The sequence below is a fragment of the Mesorhizobium sp. WSM4850 genome (assembly GCF_055811735.1).
Genome location: NZ_JBVVPV010000001.1, coordinates 550,824 through 573,442 on the forward strand (window position 1 = coordinate 550,824; position 22,619 = coordinate 573,442).

Consider the following 22,619-nt stretch of genomic DNA (forward strand, 5'->3'; position numbering starts at 1 on the left):
TTTCGACCGCTGCACGTCCTTCGACGAGCCACTGTCGTACGAGATACTTTGGGTAGACAGAGGTCGTGAAAACGCGCGATAAGGTTAGCCTGCGCTAGATTCAGAGATGGCCGGGGCACCAGATGATGGCACGCCGAATGTGCAACGCAATGCTTGGCTTCGCGGCGCTTGCCATAACCGCGTGCCAATCGGCGCCTGAAACGCCGCGACCCACTGTCGAACCTGCGTTAGGACCTGGACCCATTCCTGCCCAAACCGCCTCGGATCCTGCCGCTGTTCCTTCCGGCTCGGCAATTATTGATCAATCCGTGGCGGTCACTCCGCCTGCCAAGACCGTCCCGACAAAATATGCTGCTTTTTCGGGTCTATGGGCCGGACGATTGGATGGGATGTATGACGCCAAACTTGCTGTTCAGACGATTTCTTCCAATGGCAAGGTGACGGTCACCTATGCGTGGGGAACTCTGGGCGACAACCATCCGGGAGAGGCCGCCGGCGTTGGAAGAATTGTGGGGACTGCGTTGAAGCTCGAGCGCCTGCCGAGTGGCGCAGACGTCAGTTTTGTCATGCGGCCGGACAGAACCCTGGCCGGAACCGTCAGGCTTGCCGGCCAGACCTACACGGGCGCGTTCGTCAAGCAATGATCGAAGACATGCCCGGAAGGCTATGTTGCTGTTGCCAGATCACTCCTGATCGAGAGATGACCGCAGGCAGTTGGGTTTGTTCGACGCGCGCTTGGTCGCCAGTCTAGCCGCTGTTTGCGCTGACCGCGTCACCAGGCACCTTTGTGCGGGGCTGTATGCGCGCGGCGGCAGGCGCGAACACCGAAATTGCCTTCGGGTGGACCTTGAAATGCGCCGGGGTCGAGGTGACGATCTCACCGTCAGTGTTCACCGGCATCGGCCTTTTCGTCTCGATGTCGAACTCGACGCATCTGGCCGTGCGAACCTCGCTCCAGGCGCCGTGCGTGCCCGAGCGGAACGAGCGCAACAAGAGCGCCATCTTCCAGAGATTCGTCATTTCCAGGCTGTACAGGTCGAGATGGCCGTCATCGATCTCCGCCGTCTCCTCGACGACGTTGCCGCCGCCATAGTGGCGGCCGTTGCCGACCGCTATCTGGTACGTCTCGACTTCGGTCGTTGCGCCCTTTTCGGTAATCCTTGCTTCGAAGTGGCGGGCCTTGGTCAACACTTTCATGGCCGCCAAGGCATAGCCAAACCTGCCGAAACGCTTCTTCAGCGCCGGATCCAGCCCCTGGGCAAGATCGGTGCTGAGGCCGATGCTCGCGACGTTGAAGAAAGCGTGGCCATTGACGGTTCCGATATCGATCAGACGTCGTCCGCCCTCTACTATCACGTCGGCCGCCTTCCCAAGATCCAACGGTATTTCGAGGGTACGCGCCAGATCGTTCGCCGTCCCCATCGGAATGATGCCCATCGGCAGCCCGCTTTCCATGACCGCGACCGCCGCCGAGGACACCGAGCCATCGCCGCCGCACACGATCACAAGATCGGCCCTATGGCGAAGGCGCACGATGTCGCGTGCTATCTCGGGCAGTGCCTCAAATGTCTCGACGCTGACGCGGAGCCCTCCGGCTTCCAGCCGCTCGACGACCGGTGCGAGAGATTCCTGCCCGCGTCGTGCCTTTGGATTGATGAGTAGAAGCGCGCGTCTGTTCGTAATGCCATTCATGCGGCGTAGATAGGGTGCGTGCCTGCGGATTACGACGTCGACAGGCGCGCCCGGGGAAAACAAGCCACAAAATCACGGCTTCGGCAGCCGCTTGTGGAGGTTGAAATTCGGTCCACATAATAATACCGAAAATGGGTACTACCAAGGTGCGGACATGACCAACACAGTCACAGCCAAAGGACAGGTAACCATCCCGAAGCCGGTCCGGGACCTGCTCGGAATCGTTCCGGGCAGCAAGGTTGATTTCCGCCGCACCGATGACGGCAATGTGATGATTGTGCGTAGTGACAAGAAGCAGCCCGCGAGCCGCTTCGCGAAATTGCGCGGCCATGCCGGCAAGGGCCTCGACACCGACGCGATCCTGGCGCTGACGCGTGGCGACGCGTGACGCTGGTCGGCTCGACCCTGTAACGGACGATGCGAACTGTGCGGATTGGTCGATCGACCGGCTTCAGGCGGCAAGCCTCGATGGGCCGTTGCTGATCAACGATGCGGTCTATGCCGAACTTGCCGTCCGCTATGACCGCACGCCTGTTTCTCGTCCGCTGCTTCGCGCGGCGTGTGCGTAGGCCCCGCGGCTTGGGTCCACGCCATCGCGGCGAAAAGAATTGCAACTCCACTGAGAATAATCCTGGTTCGACCGCGTTCTCCCCCAGGTAACAGCGCCCCCTTGGTGACCGGAGAGACCACAATGGAAATTCTTGACTGCGAACGCATCGCGAAGGCCAAGCGGGCTTTCACGACCCGCCGAATTCCCACTGAGCGCATGCGGATGTTGCTTTCGCCTCCCGCCGAACCGAAGGCAGGCGACCTGGTGCTCGCGCGGATCGAGGCGCTCGGTCACCACAAGTCGGTCGAGCTGCCCTCGGGACGCAAGGCGGCACTTGCCGCGACGGACGAAGTCGTCCTGGCCTACGGCAACCGCTACGCCCCTGATCAGTTTGAGGCGATCGTGCCGGCAGATCTCGGACCGTGCCATATGGTGGCGGCAGGCGGAGTGGCTTCGCGGGCGTTGGCATGGCACGACAAGACCATGTCTCCAACTGCGATCGTGCCGCTCGGCCTCGTCACAAACTCATGCGGCCGCGTTCTGAACGTTGCAGACTTTGCGGTCGCGCCGCAGCTGGCGCGGCTCACGCCGCCGACAATCGTTGTCTTCGGAACGTCGATGAATTCGGGCAAGACGACAACAGCTGCAAGCCTCGTGCGTGGTTTGACCAGGGCAGGTTTCGCAGTTGGTGCGGCAAAGGTGACCGGAACCGGAGCCGGCAATGATCTCTGGTCGATGATGGATGCCGGAGCATGCGCCGCTCTTGATTTTACTGATGCCGGCTTTGCCACGACCTATCTTGCCCCAATCGATGCCATCGTCGAGGGCGCGCAGCATTTGCTGCATTCTCTTGCCGCCACCGGGGCGGAGATCGCGGTTCTGGAGGTCGCGGATGGGCTATTCCAGTCCGAGACGGCCGCGCTGGCAAAGTCCCCGAAATTCCGCGAGCTGGCCGGCGGCGTGCTGTTTGCCGCAGGCGATGCGATGGGGGCGGTGGCGGGCTGCGAAAGGCTGCGCGAGCTTGGATACGACGTGCTCGGGCTCAGCGGGCTCCTGACCTGCTCGCCGCTGGCGCGCCGGGAAGCAGGCGCTGCCAACGTCCCTGTCTATGGCGTCAAGGAACTCACCGATCCGGCGACCGCGGCAAGCATAGTCTCAGGGATATTGAACCCGCGCCTGATGGTGATCGCTGGAGGTGCACAATGCCTCTACCAGGAATCCTGATCGGCACGCGACTGGTCGCCCTTGCGGTTCTTCTCGCCATCGGCTTTGCCAAGGCCGCCACGTCGCTCGCTCTTGTCGCCATCGTCGGTGCGGCGGTTTCCGGGGAACCGCAGCCGCTCGGGCAGGGCAGGCTGATCGTAGCCAGCCTTTCGCTCGGCATCGCGCTCTTCGCACTCGGGGTGATGCAGCGCCGACAGGGGGCAGCTTTTGCACTGGACTATGTGCGCGAGGTCCGCAAACTGCTGGTCGAGCAACTCTTCGCGTTGCCGCCTGGCGCCGGCCGGACCGGTCTCGGTCTGGTAATGACCCGCCTCGTCACCGACCTCTCCGCCATCAGATCCTGGCTGGCCGACGGCGTCGCTTCCCTCTTTGTTGCGGGTCCTTGCGTCGTTCTCATCGTGCTTGGCGCCTTCTGGCTTGCCCCAGGGGTTGCGCCGTTCCTGCTTTGCGGCGTTCTTGCCTGGTCGATCGTCTGTCTTGTTGCCCTGCCGTTTCTTCACCGGGCCATCCGCGAAAGCCGGCGCAGGCGGGGACGGCTTGCCGGCCGTCTCGGCGACATCGTTGTCGCCCGGGCGGCGTTTGCCCATTTCGGCAAAAGCGGAACGTCCACGCGCAAGATCGATCGGATGTCGGAAGCGCTCAACATGTGGCTCGTCCGCCGGGCAGGGTGGTCGGGGGCTGCGCGCGCGTCCAGCGATTTCGTCATGCCCGTGATCGTCGCAATCCTCGTGGCCTATGCGTTTTCGGGCCGCCCGGCGATGCTGGTTGGTGATCTCAGCACGCTGTTGCTCCTCGCCGGTCTGACGGTTGGCCAGCTCTCCGATCTCGCCCGCGCCGCCGATTATCGGCTTGCCTACGTCGAGTCCCGCCGCCGGATTGCCTCCATCCTGGCGAGGCCGGTGCTTGCGGATCCTGTGAATCCAATTCCCCTGCCGCGCTCGACGTCAGGCCGGCGGCTGCGCATCGAATTTCATTGCCGAAACGGCACGCCGTCAAACGTGCTGGGGGCCGCGCCCGGCGCCTCGATCCTGCTTGGCGGTGATACGCCTGGAGCACGCAGCGCACTTTTTTCCAGCATCGCAGGTTTTGAGGAAAACAGCGGCCTGGCGATTTTCCTCGATGACATCCCTGTCGACAAGATTTCGCAGCGCGACCGGCGCCGGGCAATCACCCTTTTGTCGCCGGCGATCCCGTTGGTGCGGGCTACAATGGTCGACAATATAGCCCTGGGAGCGCCCTCAGCGACCCCGCAGGAAGAGATAATCGCCACGGCCTCGCTGTGCGGCCTGGCAGTCGATGAACCTACAGACAGGCGACTGGAGCCTCCTCACGTCGGTGCAATGCAGGCCGCCCGGATCCGTGCCGCACGAGCGCTGGTCCGATCAGCGGCCGTGCTCCTAGTCGACGACCTCGATGTCTGCAAGGACCGGGACTTGCTTGCGGCCGTTCTTGCACACGCGCGTGTCGCGCAAACGACAGTGATCGTCTCGTGCGAAGCAGCCACTGCGGGCATGGAATTCGATGATACCTGGCGTCTCGATTGCGAGTGATCGGGAGATTGCCTCGGCGCTGCCACATGTCATGTTGCAACCATAAATAGTCGCGACTAGCGACATCGATCCACAATATGGATCGCATTTTCGCCGCAAGTCGCTGATATACACCCGATTGCATGGCAAAAATCGGTTATGCGAAATAATTGGTCCATGATATAGACCTGTATCGAAAATCTGGAATGAGCGGGAGGAGATCGCTTCGTTCCCGATTTCGGCGTGAGCAGGCGTTGTTGCCTGGTCCGAGCGGAGGAGCTTGAAGCATGGCAGCCGCCAGCAACAACACGATGATCGTCGATACGCCGGCCGAGGTGCTGGATGCGCGGCCAGGGTCACGGCTGATGTGGCCGGTCGAGGCGGTGGCCTCGATCCTGCTCGTCTTCGTCATCGGTCTGCTGCTCGCCGGCGTCATCTCGCGCTACGTGCTGGCGTTGCCGATCGTCTGGATCGATGAGGCCGCTTCCATCTCCTTTCTCTGGCTCGCCATGCTCGGCTCGGCGATCGCCATCGACCGCAACGAGCATCTGCGTCTTACCATCCTCCTCAACATGATCCCCGAGCGCGGCCGCGACTTCGTCAACGCCCTCGCTTTGCTCGTGGTGGCGACGGTGCTGCTTGCGTTGATCGTGCCGGCAAGCCAGTATGTACAGGAAGAGTGGTACCTCACCTCGGCGGCGCTCAACATTCCGATGAGCTTCCGCGCCTCGGCAATTGTCGCCGGGCTGGCATTGATGTCTGTCATCGCCGTGGGCCACGCGATCCGCGCGGCGACGCTTGCCAACCTGGCCGCCGCTGTCGCAGTCATTGCCGCACTGGCCGTGGTCGGCTGGCTGCTTTCGCCATTGTTCCTCACGCTCGGCTACGCCAACATCGTCATCTTTCTCGTCGGCGTGGTGGCGGTCTGCCTTCTGCTCGGTGTGCCGATCGCTTTCTGTTTCGGCGTCGGCACGATCGCCTTCATCGCCTTCAGCACGCACGTGCCGATGATCGTGCTTGTCGGCCGCATCGATGAGGGGATGTCGAGCCTCATCCTGCTGTCGGTGCCGATCTTCGTTCTGCTCGGCTGTGTGCTCGACGCGACAGGCATGGGCAAGGCGATCGTCGAATTCATGGCGTCGCTGCTCGGCCATGTGAAGGCCGGCATGTCCTACGTGCTGCTGGGCTCGATGTTCCTCGTCTCGGGCATTTCCGGTTCGAAGGTTTCCGACATGGCGACCGTCGCTCCGGCACTTTTCCCCGAAATGAAGCGGCGCGGCCACAAGCCCAGGGAGATGATCGCGTTGCTCGCAACCGGCGCTGCGATGGCCGATACGGTGCCGCCATCGATCGTGCTAATTGTGCTCGGCTCGGTCGCCGGCGTTTCGATCGCTGCGCTTTTCACCAGCGGCTTCGTCATCGCGGTGGTTTTGTTGCTCGTCCTTGCGGTGCTCGCGCGCTGGAAGGCTTCGGGCGAAAACATGGAAGGCGTCCATCGCGCTCCGTTCTCACTTGTCTGGAAGACGCTGCTCGTCTCCGCCCCCGCGCTGGTGCTCCCCTTCCTGATCCGCGGCGCTGTCGGTGGCGGCGTCGCCACCGCCACCGAGGTTTCCACAATCGCCGTGCTCTATGCGCTGGTCATCGGCGCGTTGTTTTATGGCGGCATCGGCGCGAAGAAATTCTACGCCATGCTGGTCGAGACGGCGGCGCTGTCCGGCGCCATCCTGCTCATTCTCGGCACCGCCTCGGCAATGGCCTGGGCGCTGACGCAAACCGGCTTCGCCAACCAGTTGGCCATCTACATGACCGACCTGCCCGGAGGCTGGTTCTCCTTCATGCTCGTCACCATCGCCGTCTTCATGGTTCTCGGCTGCGTCCTTGAAGGTCTGCCAGCGATCGTTCTGATGGCGCCGATCATGTTTCCGATCGCCGCTCGGCTGGGCATCAACGACGTGCACTATTCGATGGTCGTCGTGACGGCGATGAACATCGGGCTTATGGCGCCGCCTATCGGCATCGGCTTCTACATCGCCTGCAAGATCGGCGACGTCTCGCCCGACGAGGCCATGAGCGCCATCTGGCCCTACCTCGGTGCGTTGCTTGCCGGCCTGTTGCTGATCGCTGCCGTCCCGGCGCTGTCGGTAGCCTATCTCTAGCCACTCGGATTCAACCAGGAGGAAACACGATGACCATCACCCGCCGCAGCTTGATGATTGGCGCAGCCGCATCCATCCCGCTCGTGAGCACCATCCGCTACGCCGGGGCGCAGGCGGCGGAGTTCAACTACAAATACGCCAACAACCTGCCGCTCACCCACCCGATGAACCTGCGCGCGCAGGAAGCCGTCGAGAAAATCCGCGAGGAGACCGGCGGCCGCGTCGCCATCCAGATATTCCCCAGCAACCAGCTCGGCGCCGACACCGATATGCTGAGCCAGGTTCGCTCGGGCGGCGTCGAATTCTTCACGCTGTCGCCGCTGATCCTTTCCACGCTCGTCGCCAATGCCTCGATCAGCGGCATCGGCTTTGCCTTCTCGGACTACGACGCGGTGTGGGCGGCGATGGATGGCGACCTCGGCAAATATGTGCGCGGCGAGATCGAGAAATCGAACCTGGTCGTTATGGAGAAGATCTGGGACAACGGCTTCCGCCAGATCACCAGTTCCGTCGGCCCGATCGAGACGCCCGCCAACCTCGAAGGCTTCAAGATTCGCGTCCCGGTCAGCCCGCTCTGGACCTCGATGTTCACCGCCTTCAAGTCGGCGCCGGCCAGCATCAACTTCGCCGAAGTGTATTCGGCGCTGCAGACGAAGATTGTCGACGGGCAGGAAAACCCGCTCGCCATCATCTCGACGGCCAAGCTCTATGAGGTGCAGCAGTTCTGCTCGCTCACCAACCACATGTGGGACGGCTTCTGGTTCCTCGCCAACAAGCGGGCCTGGGAGGCGATGCCGCAGGGCATGCGCGAGATCGTCGCCAGGAACCTCAACGAGGCCGGCGTGAAGGAGCGCGAGGACGTCGCCAAGCTCAATGCCACGCTTGAGCAGGAGCTCGTCGGCAAGGGCATGAAGATCAACCATCCGGATGCGGCCCCGTTCCGGCAGACGCTGAAGGACGCCGGCTTCTACGCCGAGTGGAAGGGCAAATACGGCGACGAAGCCTGGGCCATCCTGGAAAAGGCTGTTGGCGCCAGCCTGACCTGAGGGCGGGCGGCTCCCGGGCGGGCAGGCCATGTGGCTCGCCCGCCCGATAACAGCCACGGCTTTTTGCAAGGAATTCGATGTGGTCGACCGGCTCAGGGGAAAATCCGCAATTGTCTTCGGCGCAGGGTCGTCCGGACCCGGCTGGGGCAACGGCAAGGCGGCGGCGGTCGCCTTCGCGCGCGAAGGTGCGCGCGTCGCCTGCGTCGATCTCACTGCGGCGGCCGCCGCCGAAACCGCTGATATCATCCGCGACGAAGGCAACCAGGCGATCGCGTTGTCAGCCGACGTGACCAGTCTGGCGTCAGTCGAACTGGCAGCAGCGGCGGCAATGGAGGCGTTCGGCGCCATCGATGTCCTGCACAACAATGTCGGCGTGACCCATATGGGCGGTCCCGTCGAACTCGATGAGGACGCGTTCCAGGCCGCCCTCGACCTCAATATCGGACCGGTCTACCGCACCGCCAAAGCGGTGTTGCCGCATATGCTCAAGGGCGGCGGCGGTGCAATCGTCAATATCTCGTCGCTCGCCGCGATACGCTACGTCGGCTATCCCTATTTCGCCTATTATGCGGCCAAGGCCGCGGTGAACCAGGCCACAGTGGCGCTGGCCATGCAATATGCGCGGCAAGGTATTCGCGCCAACTGCATCATGCCGGGCCTGATCGACACGCCGATGATCTACAAGCAGATTTCCGGCCAGTACGGTTCGGCCGACGAGATGGTGGCCGCCCGCAACGCCATGGTGCCGATGGGGCGGATGGGAACAGCGTGGGACGTCGCTGCGGCGGCCGTGTTTCTTGCCTCCGAGGAAGCGCGTTTCGTCACCGGCGTTTGCCTGCCTGTCGACGGCGGCCAAAGCTGCGCCGTCTGCGAGCTCCGCTGACCATGGACATCGCACTGCCCCCAGAACGCGATCAGACCGGCTCGCAGAGCGTCGACCGGGCGCTCAGCCTTCTTTCGATGGTCGGCCGGCACGCCGACCGCGGCGTTTCGCTCTCCGATATCGTCGAGGAAAGTGGGCTGAACAAGCCGACAACGCGCCGCCTGCTGCTGGCGCTGATGCGCGCGGGAATGATCGAGCAGGACGAGACGACGCGGCGCTATTATCTCGGCGAGGAGGCCTACGTGCTGGGCAGCCTCGCCTCGCGACGTTTCGGCCTGCTTCAGGTCTCGATGGAAAGCCTGCTGCGCCTTTCCAGAAAGACCGAGGATGCCAGCTTCCTCTCGGTTCGCCGCGACACATACTCGGTCTGCCTCTATCGCGAGGAAGGCACATACCCGGTCAGGACTCACGCGTTGCAGGCCGGCTTCGAGCACCCACTGGGCGTTGGAGCCGGCTCGCTCGCCATGCTCGCCGCACTCCCCGACGAGGAAGTGGAAGCGGTGCTGGCGGCAAATGACGCGGTGCTCAAATCCGACTACCCAATGCTCCCGGTCGAGCAGATCCGGCGCGACGTCGAAACGACGCGCGCCAACGGCTATTCGCTCAATCCCGGCCGGATCGTCACCAATTCCTGGGGCGTCGGGGTTGTGCTTCGCAGCGCCGACGCGCGGCCAGTCGGCGCACTGTCGATCGCGGCGATCGACAGCCGGATGCAGCCGGCAAGACAGGTCGAGCTCGTCGGATATCTCATGCAGGAGGCAAGGCGCGTCGAGGAACGGCTTGCCCAGATGTTCGCCGCGCGCGCGCGTGTGCGCGAGCACCCCACTTTAAAGCCCCGCGCCAGGAGGTTGTCACAATGACGAAGTCGGAATTGGAAAACACCGGGCAGTTGATGGCGACGGCAGCGGCGCCCAGGCTTGCTGATGCCGGCGTCGAGCCCTGCGACGTCGACGCCATCTTCGTCTGCGTGTCGTTGCTGGAGCGCGCGAAGTGATGACCATGGCCGCAGGCGGCGTGACGCCTTCCTCCACGCGCGTCATGAACCTCTCGCATTTTTTGACCCAGGCGGCACGCCGCAACCCGCACGACATCGGCTTCGTCTGGCGCGAGCGGCAGTGGACATGGCGCGAGATGGAAGCGCGCGTCAACGCGATGGCCGCTGCACTCCGCCACGCATTCGGCGTGACAAAGGGAGATCGAATCCTCGTCCAGTCGGCCAATTGCAACCAGATGTTCGAATCTATGTTCGCCTGCTTCCGGCTCGGGGCCGTCTGGGTGCCGGCGAACTACCGCCAGTCGCCGGACGAAGTCGCCTACCTTGCCAAGGCGAGCGGCGCGCGCGGCCTGATCTGCGGCGCGGGCTTCCCGGCTCATGCTGCTGCCTGCCGGGAAACAGTCCCCGGGATCGACTTCGTCCTGTCGATCGGCGCGGCCGAATTCGGCGATGACTACGACGCCGTCGCCGCCCGTTTTGCCGGCCGGACCGTTGCCAGCGTCGCGGTCGATCGCGACGATCCCTGCTGGTTCTTCTTCACCTCCGGCACGACCGGCCGGCCGAAGGCCGCCGTGCTCACGCATGGCCAGATGGGCTTTGTCATCACCAATCATTTGTGCGACCTGATGCCCGCCACGACGCCCGACGACGCCTCGATCGTGGTGGCGCCGCTGTCGCATGGGGCCGGCATTCATCAACTCGTGCAGGTGGCGCACGGCGCCAAGTCTATCCTGCTGCCAACCGACAAGCTCGACGTGCCGACGGTCTGGGCGCTGGTCGAAGAATGGCGGGTGACCAACGCCTTCACCGTGCCGACCATCCTCAAGATGCTGGTCGAGGACGACAGCGTCGACCGGTTCGACCATTCCTCGTTGCGCTATGTCATCTATGCCGGTGCGCCGATGTACCGCGCCGACCAGAAGCGGGCGCTCGAGAAGCTCGGGCCGGTTCTGGTCCAGTATTTTGGCCTGGGGGAAGTCACGGGCAATATCACTGTGCAGCCTCCTTCCTATCATTCCGTCGAGGATGGCCCGCAAGCGCGCATCGGAACCTGCGGTTTCGAGCGCACAGCCATGCAGGTCGAGATCCAGGACGACGCCGGCAATGCCGTCTCGCCGGGCGAAACCGGCGAAATCTGCGTGATCGGGCCGGCAGTCTTCGCCGGCTATTACGACAACCCGCAAGACAACGCCGCAGCGTTCCGCAACGGCTGGTTCCGCACCGGCGATCTCGGCCACATGTCCGAGGACGGCTTCGTCTACATCACCGGCCGCTCGTCCGACATGTATATCTCCGGCGGCTCCAACATCTATCCGCGCGAGATCGAGGAGAAGATCCTGCTCCATCCCGACATCAGCGAAGCCGCCGTTCTCGGCATTCCCGATCCCGTCTGGGGCGAGGTCGGCGTCGCGGTTTGCGTCGCCCGCGCCGGCGTTGTGCGCGAAACGATCGCGATTGAGCGCTGGCTGGAAGGCAAGCTCGCCCGCTACAAGATGCCCAAGCGCTTCGTGTGGTGGGAGACGATGCCCAAATCGGCCTATGGCAAGATCGCCAAGAAGTTGATTCGCGAAGAGCTGGAGCGCCGCGGCGAGTTGGGACCGTCCGAGCCGAAGCTCTCGGCATGAGGAGCAGGCGATGAACAGCAGCCACCAAAGCCGCGCCGTGGCGATCACCGGCGGCGCATCGGGCATCGGCCTTGAGACGGCGCGCCTGCTGACCGAGCGCGGCTTCGAGGTCTTCCTCCTCGACCTCGCCGCGCCAGCGCTGGGTTCGGCCTGCACGGATCTCGGCCTCAGCGAGGAACGCGGCATCGTCTGCAACGTCGTCGACGAAGCGGCTGTCGACGAGGCCATCGGCCGGATCACCGCCGCGCACAGCCTCGCCGCGGTCGTGAACTGCGCCGGCATAGCGATGGACCGGCCGTCGGTCGAGACCAGCGTCGAGGATTTCCGCCGGATTGTCGACGTGAACCTCACCGGAACGTTCATTGTCTCGCGGGCTGCGGCGCGCTACTGGCTTGAACGGGAGCTGCCGGGGGCGATTGTCAATATCACCTCTGTTTCTGGTCTTTGCGGCAACAAGGGCCGCAGCGCCTATGGCGCATCGAAGGGCGGTCAGAATCTGCTCACGCTCGTCATGGCCAATGAGCTCGGCGTCGATGGCATCCGCGTCAACGCCGTCGCACCCGGGCCGATCGAAACGCCGTTGACGCAGGCTGTCCACACCGAGGATGTTCGTCGGCAGTGGTTGGAGCGCGTGCCGCAGCGCCGCTACGGCACGCCGCGCGAGATCGCGGGAGCGGTGGCTTTCCTGATTTCAGACGACGCCAGCTACATCAACGGCCAGATTCTCGCCGTCGATGGCGGCTTCATCCATGCCGGCCTTGTCGCCTGAGATGGCTCCGATGCGCAGCATCCGCCATCCCGGTCCGATCGCATCGGAACGTTTCGCAGCGATGCCCTGCGCCGCAGAGTCGCTGACGCTGCGGCTTGAAGCCGGCAGCTCGATCAATGACGCCGTGGCGCAGGCCCTCGCGGTCGCCGGATTCAGCAGCGGATATATCCGCCTGCGCAACGCGCGGGTTGACCCAATGCGCTACGTCGTCCCCGCCGCCTCTCCAGATGGCACGCACGCCGCGTGGTACAGCGATACATTCGCACCGGAAGGCATAACGGTCATCGAGGATGCGGGCCTCGTCGCCGGCCGGCGCGACGAGCGGGCATTTTTTCATTGCCATGGCATCTGGCGCACCCCCGACGGCGTGCGCCGCATGGGCCATCTCCTGCCGCTCGACTCGCGCTTGGCGGAGCCGGTTGAGGTCACCGCCTGGGGTATCGAGGGCGCGCTGTTCGACGTGCGCGACGACGCCGAGACGAATTTTCGCCTTTTCGCGCCGATCAGGGCTCCGCTCCTGGGTGAGCGCCGCGGCCGCCGCGCCGCCATCTGCACGGTAAGGCCCAACGAGGATATCGGCCGGGCGATCGAAGCCCTTTGCCGACGGCACGGCTTTGACCACGCCTCGATCCAGGGCATCGGCAGCCTGGTCGGCGCGGATTTCGACGACGGCTCGGCGGTCTTCTCCGATGCGACGGAAGTTCTCGTCACGGACGGCGCCGTGCGCTCCGGTCGTTGCACGCTCGACATCGCGCTGGTCGGCATGGACGGTGTGATAAGCTCAGGTCGCCTTCGCCGCGACGCTAACCCCGTCTGCGTGACGTTCGAACTGCTGGTTGTCGCATCCGATGAGAAATCTGCCTAGTTGAGGATGCTGACCACGCTGTGTGCCGTGTCGCTGCGGCCCCACTTGGTCGACCGTGGATCAGGATCATCCGAAATTTAGGTTTCACGACCCGGTCAGAGCGGTTTTCGCATCCATTTTGCCAGGACCCCAACGATGCCTTCCCGGAACGACAGCACCGCGACAACGAAGATGATGCCTTGGCCGATCGTGACCCAGTCGCCGAATGTGGCGAGGTAGTTCTGCATCGTGACGATGACTGCCGCGCCGACGATCGGTCCGAACACCGTGCCCATGCCGCCCAACAGCGTCATCAGCACGACTTCGCCGGACATCGTCCAGTAGACGTCGGTAAGCGACGCCAACTGGAACACGATGGCCTTGGTTGCGCCGGCGACGCCGGCGAGCGTGGCCGACAGCACGAATACGGCGAGCTTGTAGCGGTTGACCCGATAGCCCAGCGAGATCGCGCGCGGCTCGTTCTCGCGGATCGCCTTCAACACCTGGCCAAACGGCGAATGGATGATCCGATAGATCAGCAATATGCCGGCGAAGAAGATGGCGAGCACGAAGAAATAGAGAACTTCGCTCGAACGCAGGTCGATCAGCCCGAACAGATGGCCGCGCGGCACGGCCTGGATGCCGTCCTCGCCGCCGGTAAACGCCGCCTGCAGCGAGAAGAAATAGATCATCTGCGCAAAAGCCAGCGTCACCATGGCGAAATAGATGCCGTGGCGGCGAATGGCGAGCGAGCCGATGGCGAGACCGAGCACGGCTGCCACCAGCGTGCCCGCGATAATGGCAAGTTCAGGCGTCAGGCCCCACACCTTTGCCGCATGGGCCGAGACGTAGCTCGCCATGCCGAAATAGGCCGCGTGGCCGAAGGACAGGAGACCGCCGAAGCCGAGCAACAGGTTGAAGGCGCAGGCAAACAGCGCGAAGCACAGCACCTTCATGACAAAGATCGGATAGAGCAGAAATGGCGCGGCGACGAGGAAGACGAACAGCGCGGCGAAGATCGCAAGGTGATGACGGGGCATGCCCGCAGCGCCGACCGACGTTATGGCCGCCATAGCGATCGGGTTGGTGTCGGTTGTCATCACACACTCCGTCCAAACAGACCCGCGGGCTTGACCAGCAGCACGAGCGCCATGATGACAAAGATCACCACCGCCGAGCCTTCCGGATAGAATACGCGGGTCAAGCCCTCGATCAGCCCAAGCCCGAAGCCGGTGAGGATCGAGCCCAGTATCGAGCCCATGCCGCCGATGACGACGACGGCAAAGACGACAATGATCAGGTCTGCCCCCATGTTCGGATTGACAGCATATATAGGCGCGGCGAGCACGCCGGCGAAACCCGCGAGTGCGACGCCGAAACCATAGGTGAGTGTGACCAGCAGCGGCACGTTGATGCCGAACGCGCCGACCATGGTCGGGTTCTCGGTCGCAGCCCTGAGATAGGCGCCAAGCCGGGTCTTTTCGATGATGAACCAGGTCGCGAGGCACACGACGAGGGAAGCCACGATCACCCAGGCGCGCGAATTGGGCAGGTACATGAAGCCGAGATTGTACCCGCCGTTCAGAAGCGGCGGCGGCGGGTACGGCAGGCCGGATACGCCGAAAAACTGGCGGAAGAAGCCGACGATGATCAGCGCCAGGCCGAATGTGAGAAGCAGCCCGTAGAGATGGTCGAGGTGATAGAGCCGTCGGATCAGGACGCGCTCAAGCACGATGCCGGTGACGCCGACAATCGGCGGGACGATGAACACAGCCCACCAGTAACCGACGCCAAGATAGTTGAGCAGCATCCAGGCGCCGAAGGCGCCCAGCATGTACTGGGCGCCATGCGTGAAATTGATGATGTTCAGGAGACCGAAGATGACCGCCAGCCCGAGGCTCAGAACCGCATAGAAGGAGCCATTGATCAGCCCGAGCAGCAATTGCCCGAACAGGACCTGAGGCGGAATTCCAAGCAGTTCGAACATGGTCGCTCCAGCTGACTTATCGACAAAACGACGCGCCGAGCTGTTCGGCGCATCGTTGGCGAGGCTCGCTTACTTGACGAGCGAACAGCCGCCTTCGGCGAGCGGGCGGAACGCCTTGTCGGCCGGAATGGTGGCTACCGTCTCGAAATAGTCCCATGGAGCCTTCGATTGGTCCGGCTTCTTGACGCGGAACAGATACATGTCGTGCAGCTTGCGCCCGTCGGCGCGGATGGTGCCCTTGCCGAATAGCGGATCCTCGGTCGGCATTTCCTTCATTTTGGCCATCACCTTGGCCGCATCCTTGTCGCCGACGGCCTCGACGGCCTTAAGGTAATGCAGGACAGAAGCGTAGACTCCGGCCTCGATCATCGAAGGCTTTTGTCCGGCATTCCGCTCCTGGAAACGGGCAGAGAACTCCCGCGTTTGATCGTTCTTGTCCCAGTAGAACGCGCTGGTGAGCACGAGGCCTTGCGCCACTTCGAGGCCAAGCGCATGCACGTCGTTGATGAACATCAGCAGGGCGGCGAGCGCCTGGCCTCCCTGGGTGATGCCAAATTCCGACGCCTGCTTGACCGCGTTGATCGTGTCGCCGCCGGCATTGGCGAGGCCGACGACCTTGGCGCCCGACCCTTGCGCCTGCAGCAGGAAGGACGAAAAATCCTGGCCGGGGAAAGGATGACGGACGGCGCCGAGAACCTTGCCGCCCGATGCTTCGACGACCGCCGTCGTATCGCGCTCGAGCGCGTGGCCGAAGGCGTAGTCGGCTGTGACGAAGAACCAGCTATCGCCGCCCTGTGCGACCATGGCCGAGCCCGTGCCGTTGGCAAGCGCCCAGGTGTCGTAGGTCCAGTGGACGGTGTTGGGCGAACAGGCTTTGCCGGTGAGGTCGGACGAGGCCGGACCCGAGGCGAGGAAGATCTTGTTCTTCTCCTTGGTGATCTCGTTGACGGCGAGCGCCACCGACGAGGTTGGCACATCGGCGATCACGTCGACATTTTCGGTGTCGTACCACTGGCGGGCGATGTTCGAGCCGACGTCCGGCTTGTTCTGGTGGTCGGCGGAGACGATCGACACATTGATGCCCTTGTCCGTCGCCTTGAAGTCTTCGACCGCCATCTGGGCCGCGATGACCGAGCCTTCGCCAGCGATGTCTGCATAGATGCCGGAACGGTCATTCAGAACGCCGATCTTGACATCTGTGGCATAGGCCGCGCCGGCCATCAGCAGGCTCGCCGTTGAAGCCAGGACAAATCCCATTTTTTTCATCGCTACTTCCCTCCGATTGCGGCGCAACGCGCCGTTGATGATGTCTAGACGCCGAGATAGGCGTGCAGCTTGTCGATGTTGGCGTCGAGCTCGTGGTTGGGGATGGTGTCGATCACGCGCCCCTGTTCCACCACGTAGTGACGGTCCGCGACCAACGCGGCGAAATGAAAATTCTGTTCGACGAGCACGATCGTGAATCCCTCGTCCTTGAGCCGGGCAATTGTGCGGCCGATCTGCTGCACGATGACCGGCGCAAGCCCTTCGGTCGGCTCGTCGAGCAGCAAGAGCTTGGCGCCCGTCCGCAAGATCCGGCCGATGGCGAGCATCTGCTGTTCGCCGCCCGATAGCTTGGTGCCTTGGCTCGAAAGCCGTTCCTTCAGGTTCGGGAAGAGCTCGAAAATCTGCTCGACGGTGAGCCCACCGGGGCGCACCTGCGGCGGCAGCATCAAATTCTCCTCGACAGAGAGGCTGGAAAAGATCGCCCGTTCCTCGGGGCAGTAGGCGATGCCCATCTGTGCGATCAACCGCGACGGCAGCTTGATCGTTTCCCGACCTTCATAGGTGACCGAGCCGGAGCGCCTGGGTAGAATTCCCATGATCGCCTTCAGCGTCGTCGTCTTGCCGGCGCCATTGCGGCCGAGCAGCGTCACCACTTCACCTTCGCCAACCTCGAAACTGACGCCGTGAAGCACATGGCTCTCGCCGTACCAGCCCTGCAGGCCATCGACGCGAAGCAGGGGTCTCGTCGAGGGGCCAGCAGCCGGCCTGCTTGCAAGTTCAACTTCAGGCATGTCCGGCCCCGATATAGGCTTCGATAACGCGCGGATCCTTGGAAACGGCAGCATAGTCGCCTTCGGCGAGGACTTTGCCGCGAGCGAGCACAGTGATGCGGTTCGACAGCGAGGCGACGACCGACAGATTGTGCTCAACCATCAAAATGGTGCGGTTCTTGGAGATGCGCCGGATCAGCGCCGAGATGCGCTCGATGTCTTCCTGCGCCATGCCGGCCATGGGCTCGTCGAGAAGCAGCATTTCAGGGTTCAGCGCCAGCGTCGTCGCGATTTCAAGCGCGCGCTTGCGGCCGTAGGACAGATCGCTGGCGCGGATGTCTGAAAACGCGGTCAGGCCGACATCGGCGAGAAGCGCCGCACCCTCGCCATCGAAATTGGAGAGCACTTTTTCGGAGCGCCAGAAATCGAAACTGTCGCCGCGCCGGCGCTGCAGCGCGATGCGGACATTCTCGAGTGCCGTCATGTGCGGAAACACCGCCGATATCTGAAAGGAGCGCACAAGGCCCAGCCGCGCGATGTCGGCCGGCTGCATCCTGGTGATGTCGCGGCCTTGGTAGCGGATCGCGCCGCGCGTTGGCTGGAGGAATTTGGTCAGCAGGTTGAAGAGGGTCGTCTTGCCTGCGCCGTTGGGGCCGATCAGCGCGTGGACCGATCCTCGCTCCACCGTCAGGTTGACATTGTTGACAGCGACAAAGCCCCCAAATTCCTTAGTCAATCCCGCTGCTTCGAGGATCGCTCCGGAATTCATGCGCGGCAGCCCTCGCCGGTCATCGGCGTGAAAACGTGGAACCGCGCTGCGAGGCCATCCGCCCCCGGGGTGACTTCCATGGTTTCCTCCCGTGGCACTTCCGCCCGCAACAAACGACCTAATGCACATCGCGTCAAGGCCGCAATTACCGGCGCCGTGGCACGGAGCCTTCGATCATTTTCGAATTGCAATGTCGAAGCGGCGCCAACGACCGGCGAGACGTGCCGGGATCCGAACCCAACCCCAATCCGAACCCATCCGGCCGAGCAGTTCGAAATTCCGCCCCGACTGATTGGGCCGACTGATTAGATGAATGCGAAAAGCTTAGCTGCGCTGGCTTGAGTTGGGGTTTTCCCGGTCTGCCCGGGTGATCTTGCCTTTCGACGCTTTCGATCCGCCGCCCCATTCCTGGGCGTTCCTGGCTTGGGCGCCGCCCTTGGCCGGTTGCTTGGCCTTGTCGCTGCCGCTTGCCCTCTTTCCCGATACAGGCTGGTTGGTTTTCGCAGACAAGTTTGTCTTTGCCATGTGTCACTCCTCTCGTGGTCGCAGCCATTATTGTCCGCCTCCGGGGCAGGGCGTCGGTTAGTCCTTGCCACGCCTTGGATCCTTGCCGGCAGCCTGGCTGCTCTTTTGCGGCTTGTCCTTCTTGTCCTGATTGCCAGCGCGGTTGCCGCCGTGCTCGCTGCTCGATCCCTTGACGGCTTTTGTGTCCTGAAGCTTCGTAGCCATTCTGGTTCTCCTTTGGTCCGTAGTTGAACTCGCCTGACGCGGCGATTGTTCCCGCCGGGAACATATCGACCCTTCGAGAGTTGGCCCGGGAGGACCGCACTGCAATGAACGCGAGGAAGGGGATTGCCGTCGGAGCTTTTTGAAGGATGACCTTCGCTTTCGAGAAGTGTTGCAGATGAAAATTGCCCAGATCGCCCCCCTTACCGAAGCCGTGCCGCCGCGGACCTATGGCGGGACCGAGCGGATAGTTTCATATCTGACTGAGGAGCTTGTTCGACAGGGGCATGACGTGACCTTGTTCGCCAGCGGTGATTCACGCACCTCTGCCGAATTGGTCCCGTGTTGCGATATTGCATTGCGCCTGAATCCCAGGGTTCGGCACGACATTCCCCACCACGTGATGATGCTTGAACAGGTGCGCAGGCGGGCCGATGAATTCGACGTGCTGCATTTTCACATCGATATTTTCCACTTCCCGGTAGTCCGGGACTTTGCCGAGCGAACCGTTACGACGCTCCATGGACGGCTCGACCTCCCCGACCTGGCTCAGCTTTATTCGATGTTTGATGACATTCCGCTGGTTTCGATTTCTTACGATCAACGCTGGCCCATGCCACCTGTCCGTTGGGCCGGAACGGTGTATCACGGTCTGCCTCGCGATCTTCTGCCGTTTCGCCCGAAAGCCTCGGGCTATCTCGCATTCCTCGGCCGCATCTCACCGGAAAAGGGGCCGGAAACGGCCATTGAAATCGCAGCGCGTACCGGTATGCCGCTGAAGATCGCCGCCAAGATCGACAAGGTAGACCAATCATATTGGAAAGAGAGGGTGGAACCCCAATTGCTTCGACATTCGAACGTGGAATTCATCGGCGAGATCGACGAACGGCAAAAAGCAGACTTTTTGGGTAATGCGGCAGCGCTCTTATTCCCCATCGACTGGCCGGAACCCTTCGGACTCGTAACCATCGAGGCGATGGCCTGTGGCACGCCTGTGATAGCGTTTAGGCGCGGCGCCGTTCCGGAGGTCGTCGACGACGGCGTGTCCGGGTTGATCGTCGACACGCTCGACGAAGCTGTGGAAGCGGTACGGCGGATAAACGGCCTCGATCGTGCACAGGTGCGACGGACTTTTGAAGAGCGATTCACGGTCGAGCGCATGTGCCGCGACTATGCAGCGATCTATGGCTCGCTCTCGGACGACATAACGACCGCACTTGGTTCTCAAAACAAGCGCGCTAAAAATGCCGCAATGATGACTATGTCTACCTGACCGAGCAAGGAGACGGCTCGGCTGCTCGGATCAGCGCCTGAGCCGCCTTGGTCGCTTCTGAACGGGAGGTTGACCATGACCACTCAACTCGAAGACCGCAAGATTGATCCAGCCGTGGCGCTGCCGGCAATCGACGAAACGGCACCGCGCGAGCCGCATCGGCAATTTGCGCTGAAACACGAGGATTGTTTCGTCGTCGCAGACAGCTACGGCGACATACGCGGCACCGGCGACGGGCTTTTCCGCGACGACACGCGTGTATTGTCGCGCTTCCGTCTGTTCATTGGCGGCCGGATGCCGTCGCTGCTCGGCGCCTCGCTGTCGCAGGACAACATCCTATTCACCGCCAATCTTACCAATCTAGCCACTATCGGGCCGAATGGCAGCGAAGCATTGCCGGGCGTCGTCCACGTCGATCGGACGCGGTTCATCTGGCAGGACCGCATGTTCGAACGCATCAAGTTCACCAACTACTCCGCGCGCGAGGTGGTTCTGCCGGTCCGGCTCGACTTCGACGCCGATTTCCGTGACATGTTCGAGGTGCGCGGCACTACGCGTAGCCGCCGCGGTCGCGCGCATGACGCACTGGTCGGCGAGGCGAGCGTAACGTTCCGATATGAAGGCCTCGACAATGTGGCTCGTCAATCGGTCATCGCATTCTCGATCAAGCCCGATCAGGTGCACCCCGATCACGCCGATTTCCTCATTGTCGTGGCAAGGCGTGACAGCAGAGCATTGTACCTGGAGGTCGGCCACAGCGAAGAAACCCCCTCCAGCGACCGCTTTCGCGCGGCCGCTGCGCGAGCCCGCTTCGCCATGCGCTCAAAGCGCCGGCAGGGCGCCACCGTCTTCAGCTCCGGGCGCGTGTTCAATGACTGGCTGACACGCACACGCGCCGACATCGCGCTGCTGACGACCGATCTGGAGACCGGGCCATACCCGTATGCCGGCATCCCTTGGTTTTCGACGGCTTTCGGCCGCGACGGCGTCATTTCCGCCTTGCAGATGCTTTGGCTCAATCCGGACCTTGCTCGTGGGGTCCTGGCCTTCCTTGCCCACTATCAATCGACCGAGACCTCTGTATTCGACGATGCGGAGCCTGGCAAAATCATGCATGAAACCCGCAAGGGGGAAATGGCCGTGCTGCGGGAGCTGCCGTTCGGCCGCTATTATGGCGGCGTCGACACCACGCCGCTCTATGTCTATCTGGCTTCGTCCTACGCCGATCGCACCGGAGACGAGGCGTTCGTCGATCGCATGTGGAACTCCCTGGGCGCTGCCACTGCGTGGATGGAAGAGGTCGGAGCCCGCAACGGGGAAGGCTTTGTAACCTACAACAGGGCGGCCGACACGGGTCTGTTCAACCAAGGCTGGAAGGACAGTTCCGATGCCATCTTCCATGCCGACGGCACGATCCCCAAAGGACCGATCGCATTGGTCGAGGTGCAAGGTTATGCCTTCGCCGCATATCAGGGAATGGCGGCGCTGGCCGCCAGGCGCGGCGACGACGCAAAGGCGGCGCACTGGAGCGCCCTGGCAGAGAGGATCCGTCAGGCGGTGGAGACGCATTTCTGGATGCCGGACCGCGATTTCTATGCTTTGGCAATCGACGGAGAAGGCAAGCAGTGCGCGGTTCGCACGTCCAATGCCGGTCACCTGCTTTACGTCGGGCTGCCGTCGGCGGAACGGGCTCAGTCAGTCGCCACCCAGCTGATCTCTGGTCATCTCCATAGCGGTTGGGGCGTTCGCACACTGGCCGACGACGAGATCCCATTCAACCCGATGTCATATCATAATGGCTCGATCTGGCCGCACGACACCGCGCTCTGCGCCTCCGGTCTCGCCCGCTATCACGAGCGCGACAGCGTCGTGAAGCTGATGAGCGGTATGTTCGAGGCGGCGGTCCGTTTCAATATGCGGCTGCCAGAGCTGTTCTGCGGCTTTACGCGTGCCGCCAGCGATTCACCGGTGGCCTACCCGGTCGCCTGTCTGCCGCAGGCGTGGTCGGCTGGCGCCGCTTTCATGATGCTGCAGGCTTGCTTGGGCATTCGGGTTGACGGCTGGAAACGCGAAATCACAGTCGAACGCCCGCGGCTGCCGATCGGCATCGACAACATCGTTATCCGCCACCTGGCCATCGGCGAGGCGAAAGTCGATCTCATCTTCGAGCGCATTGGCGACCGTGTTGTGTGTTATCTCGACCACCGCCATGAGGGTCTGGTGCCTCTGGTGGTGCGCTCATAACCAAGGCTCCCCTGCGCTCCGTGATGGACACGGCCATCAATGACTACGGCGCAACTGGTACCTGCGCCGATCGCCAGCGCACCGACTGTAGGGTGATACCTGCGGCATCTGCGAGCGCTGGATTGAGTCGCGCCTGGGTGAGCCTCGACCAGGGTAAGTCGCAATCTGAAGGAATGGCATACACAGCCAGCCCAGCGCAAAACCTGTACGGAGACTCCGCCTGAAGCTCCTTCGGAGCTTTGGCTTTTCGAGCGCATTGATTGGTCGTGAGT

The 22,619-nt window shown here is 62.8% G+C and carries 23 protein-coding genes; 15 read left to right on the forward strand and 8 right to left on the reverse strand.

Features of this window, described 5'->3' with window-relative positions; all coding sequences use genetic code 11:
• The first annotated feature begins 149 nt into the window (after positions 1-149).
• Positions 150-644 carry a hypothetical protein gene (locus AC0L2Z_RS02585; RefSeq protein WP_473626545.1) on the forward strand — a complete coding sequence of 165 codons (495 nt, stop codon included), beginning with the start codon at positions 150-152 and terminating at the stop codon, positions 642-644.
• A 103-nt stretch (positions 645-747) separates the two neighbouring features.
• Here the strand turns inward: AC0L2Z_RS02585 and AC0L2Z_RS02590 are convergent, their stop codons facing one another.
• Positions 748-1,692: a lipid kinase gene (locus AC0L2Z_RS02590; RefSeq protein WP_473626546.1), complete on the reverse strand. Its 945-nt coding sequence runs from the start codon at positions 1,690-1,692 to the stop codon at positions 748-750.
• A 154-nt stretch (positions 1,693-1,846) separates the two neighbouring features.
• On the opposite strand from AC0L2Z_RS02590, the gene AC0L2Z_RS02595 reads away from it, so the two are divergent.
• The 12 genes from AC0L2Z_RS02595 to AC0L2Z_RS02650 all read left to right on the forward strand — a co-directional run bounded on the left by AC0L2Z_RS02595 (position 1,847) and on the right by AC0L2Z_RS02650 (position 13,333).
• On the forward strand, positions 1,847-2,080 hold the full coding sequence (locus tag AC0L2Z_RS02595; protein ID WP_473626547.1) for an AbrB/MazE/SpoVT family DNA-binding domain-containing protein: 234 nt from the start codon (positions 1,847-1,849) through the stop codon (positions 2,078-2,080).
• A complete protein-coding gene (locus tag AC0L2Z_RS02600) occupies positions 2,067-2,261 on the forward strand; it encodes a hypothetical protein (RefSeq protein ID WP_473626642.1) in 195 nt (64 codons plus the stop codon). The genes AC0L2Z_RS02595 and AC0L2Z_RS02600 overlap by 14 nt, the downstream gene beginning before the upstream one ends.
• Positions 2,262-2,383: 122 nt before the next feature.
• Positions 2,384-3,466, forward strand: a complete 1,083-nt coding sequence (locus tag AC0L2Z_RS02605) for a P-loop NTPase family protein (protein WP_473626549.1) — start codon at positions 2,384-2,386, stop codon at positions 3,464-3,466.
• Complete coding sequence (locus tag AC0L2Z_RS02610) at positions 3,445-5,016, forward strand: ABC transporter transmembrane domain-containing protein (RefSeq protein WP_473626550.1); 1,572 nt, start codon at positions 3,445-3,447, stop codon at positions 5,014-5,016. The genes AC0L2Z_RS02605 and AC0L2Z_RS02610 overlap by 22 nt, the downstream gene beginning before the upstream one ends.
• A gap of 290 nt (positions 5,017-5,306) precedes the next feature.
• Positions 5,307-7,151 (forward strand): TRAP transporter large permease, encoded by a 1,845-nt coding sequence (locus tag AC0L2Z_RS02615; protein WP_473626630.1) that lies wholly within the window; start codon positions 5,307-5,309, stop codon positions 7,149-7,151.
• 29 nt (positions 7,152-7,180) lie between these two features.
• The gene (locus AC0L2Z_RS02620; protein ID WP_473626551.1) at positions 7,181-8,197 is read left to right on the forward strand and encodes a TRAP transporter substrate-binding protein; all 1,017 of its coding nucleotides are present in this window, start codon (positions 7,181-7,183) and stop codon (positions 8,195-8,197) included.
• A gap of 79 nt (positions 8,198-8,276) precedes the next feature.
• On the forward strand, positions 8,277-9,080 hold the full coding sequence (locus AC0L2Z_RS02625; RefSeq protein WP_473626632.1) for an SDR family NAD(P)-dependent oxidoreductase: 804 nt from the start codon (positions 8,277-8,279) through the stop codon (positions 9,078-9,080).
• A 2-nt stretch (positions 9,081-9,082) separates the two neighbouring features.
• Entirely contained in the window at positions 9,083-9,940 is an 858-nt protein-coding gene (locus tag AC0L2Z_RS02630) for an IclR family transcriptional regulator (protein ID WP_473626553.1), read from the forward strand.
• Complete coding sequence (locus tag AC0L2Z_RS02635; protein ID WP_473626555.1) at positions 9,937-10,074, forward strand: hypothetical protein; 138 nt, start codon at positions 9,937-9,939, stop codon at positions 10,072-10,074. The genes AC0L2Z_RS02630 and AC0L2Z_RS02635 overlap by 4 nt, the downstream gene beginning before the upstream one ends.
• Positions 10,074-11,699: an acyl-CoA synthetase gene (locus tag AC0L2Z_RS02640; RefSeq protein ID WP_473626556.1), complete on the forward strand. Its 1,626-nt coding sequence runs from the start codon at positions 10,074-10,076 to the stop codon at positions 11,697-11,699. The genes AC0L2Z_RS02635 and AC0L2Z_RS02640 overlap by 1 nt, the downstream gene beginning before the upstream one ends.
• 10 nt (positions 11,700-11,709) lie before the next feature.
• Positions 11,710-12,468 (forward strand): SDR family NAD(P)-dependent oxidoreductase, encoded by a 759-nt coding sequence (locus tag AC0L2Z_RS02645; RefSeq protein ID WP_473626557.1) that lies wholly within the window; start codon positions 11,710-11,712, stop codon positions 12,466-12,468.
• A gap of 10 nt (positions 12,469-12,478) precedes the next feature.
• The gene (locus AC0L2Z_RS02650; RefSeq protein ID WP_473626558.1) at positions 12,479-13,333 is read left to right on the forward strand and encodes a PCC domain-containing protein; all 855 of its coding nucleotides are present in this window, start codon (positions 12,479-12,481) and stop codon (positions 13,331-13,333) included.
• Between the two features lie 95 nt (positions 13,334-13,428).
• Here the strand turns inward: AC0L2Z_RS02650 and AC0L2Z_RS02655 are convergent, their stop codons facing one another.
• The 7 genes from AC0L2Z_RS02655 to AC0L2Z_RS02685 all read right to left on the reverse strand — a co-directional run bounded on the left by AC0L2Z_RS02655 (position 13,429) and on the right by AC0L2Z_RS02685 (position 18,833).
• On the reverse strand, positions 13,429-14,412 hold the full coding sequence (locus AC0L2Z_RS02655; RefSeq protein WP_473626560.1) for a branched-chain amino acid ABC transporter permease: 984 nt from the start codon (positions 14,410-14,412) through the stop codon (positions 13,429-13,431).
• Positions 14,412-15,299: a branched-chain amino acid ABC transporter permease gene (locus AC0L2Z_RS02660; protein ID WP_023799665.1), complete on the reverse strand. Its 888-nt coding sequence runs from the start codon at positions 15,297-15,299 to the stop codon at positions 14,412-14,414. Before AC0L2Z_RS02660 ends, AC0L2Z_RS02655 begins: the two co-directional genes overlap by 1 nt.
• Positions 15,300-15,368: 69 nt before the next feature.
• Positions 15,369-16,556 (reverse strand): ABC transporter substrate-binding protein, encoded by a 1,188-nt coding sequence (locus AC0L2Z_RS02665; protein ID WP_413468402.1) that lies wholly within the window; start codon positions 16,554-16,556, stop codon positions 15,369-15,371.
• Between the two features lie 53 nt (positions 16,557-16,609).
• Positions 16,610-17,356: an ABC transporter ATP-binding protein gene (locus tag AC0L2Z_RS02670; protein WP_473626562.1), complete on the reverse strand. Its 747-nt coding sequence runs from the start codon at positions 17,354-17,356 to the stop codon at positions 16,610-16,612.
• Positions 17,349-18,104 (reverse strand): ABC transporter ATP-binding protein, encoded by a 756-nt coding sequence (locus tag AC0L2Z_RS02675; protein WP_473626564.1) that lies wholly within the window; start codon positions 18,102-18,104, stop codon positions 17,349-17,351. Before AC0L2Z_RS02675 ends, AC0L2Z_RS02670 begins: the two co-directional genes overlap by 8 nt.
• 324 nt (positions 18,105-18,428) lie before the next feature.
• A complete protein-coding gene (locus tag AC0L2Z_RS02680) occupies positions 18,429-18,629 on the reverse strand; it encodes a hypothetical protein (RefSeq protein ID WP_287177729.1) in 201 nt (66 codons plus the stop codon).
• A gap of 57 nt (positions 18,630-18,686) precedes the next feature.
• On the reverse strand, positions 18,687-18,833 hold the full coding sequence (locus AC0L2Z_RS02685; protein WP_023799660.1) for a hypothetical protein: 147 nt from the start codon (positions 18,831-18,833) through the stop codon (positions 18,687-18,689).
• A gap of 175 nt (positions 18,834-19,008) precedes the next feature.
• Between AC0L2Z_RS02685 and AC0L2Z_RS02690 the strand changes: the two genes are divergently transcribed.
• Positions 19,009-20,103 (forward strand): glycosyltransferase family 4 protein, encoded by a 1,095-nt coding sequence (locus AC0L2Z_RS02690; protein WP_473626565.1) that lies wholly within the window; start codon positions 19,009-19,011, stop codon positions 20,101-20,103.
• Between the two features lie 75 nt (positions 20,104-20,178).
• Entirely contained in the window at positions 20,179-22,347 is a 2,169-nt protein-coding gene (locus AC0L2Z_RS02695) for an amylo-alpha-1,6-glucosidase (protein ID WP_473626567.1), read from the forward strand.
• Positions 22,348-22,619: the final 272 nt, after the last annotated feature.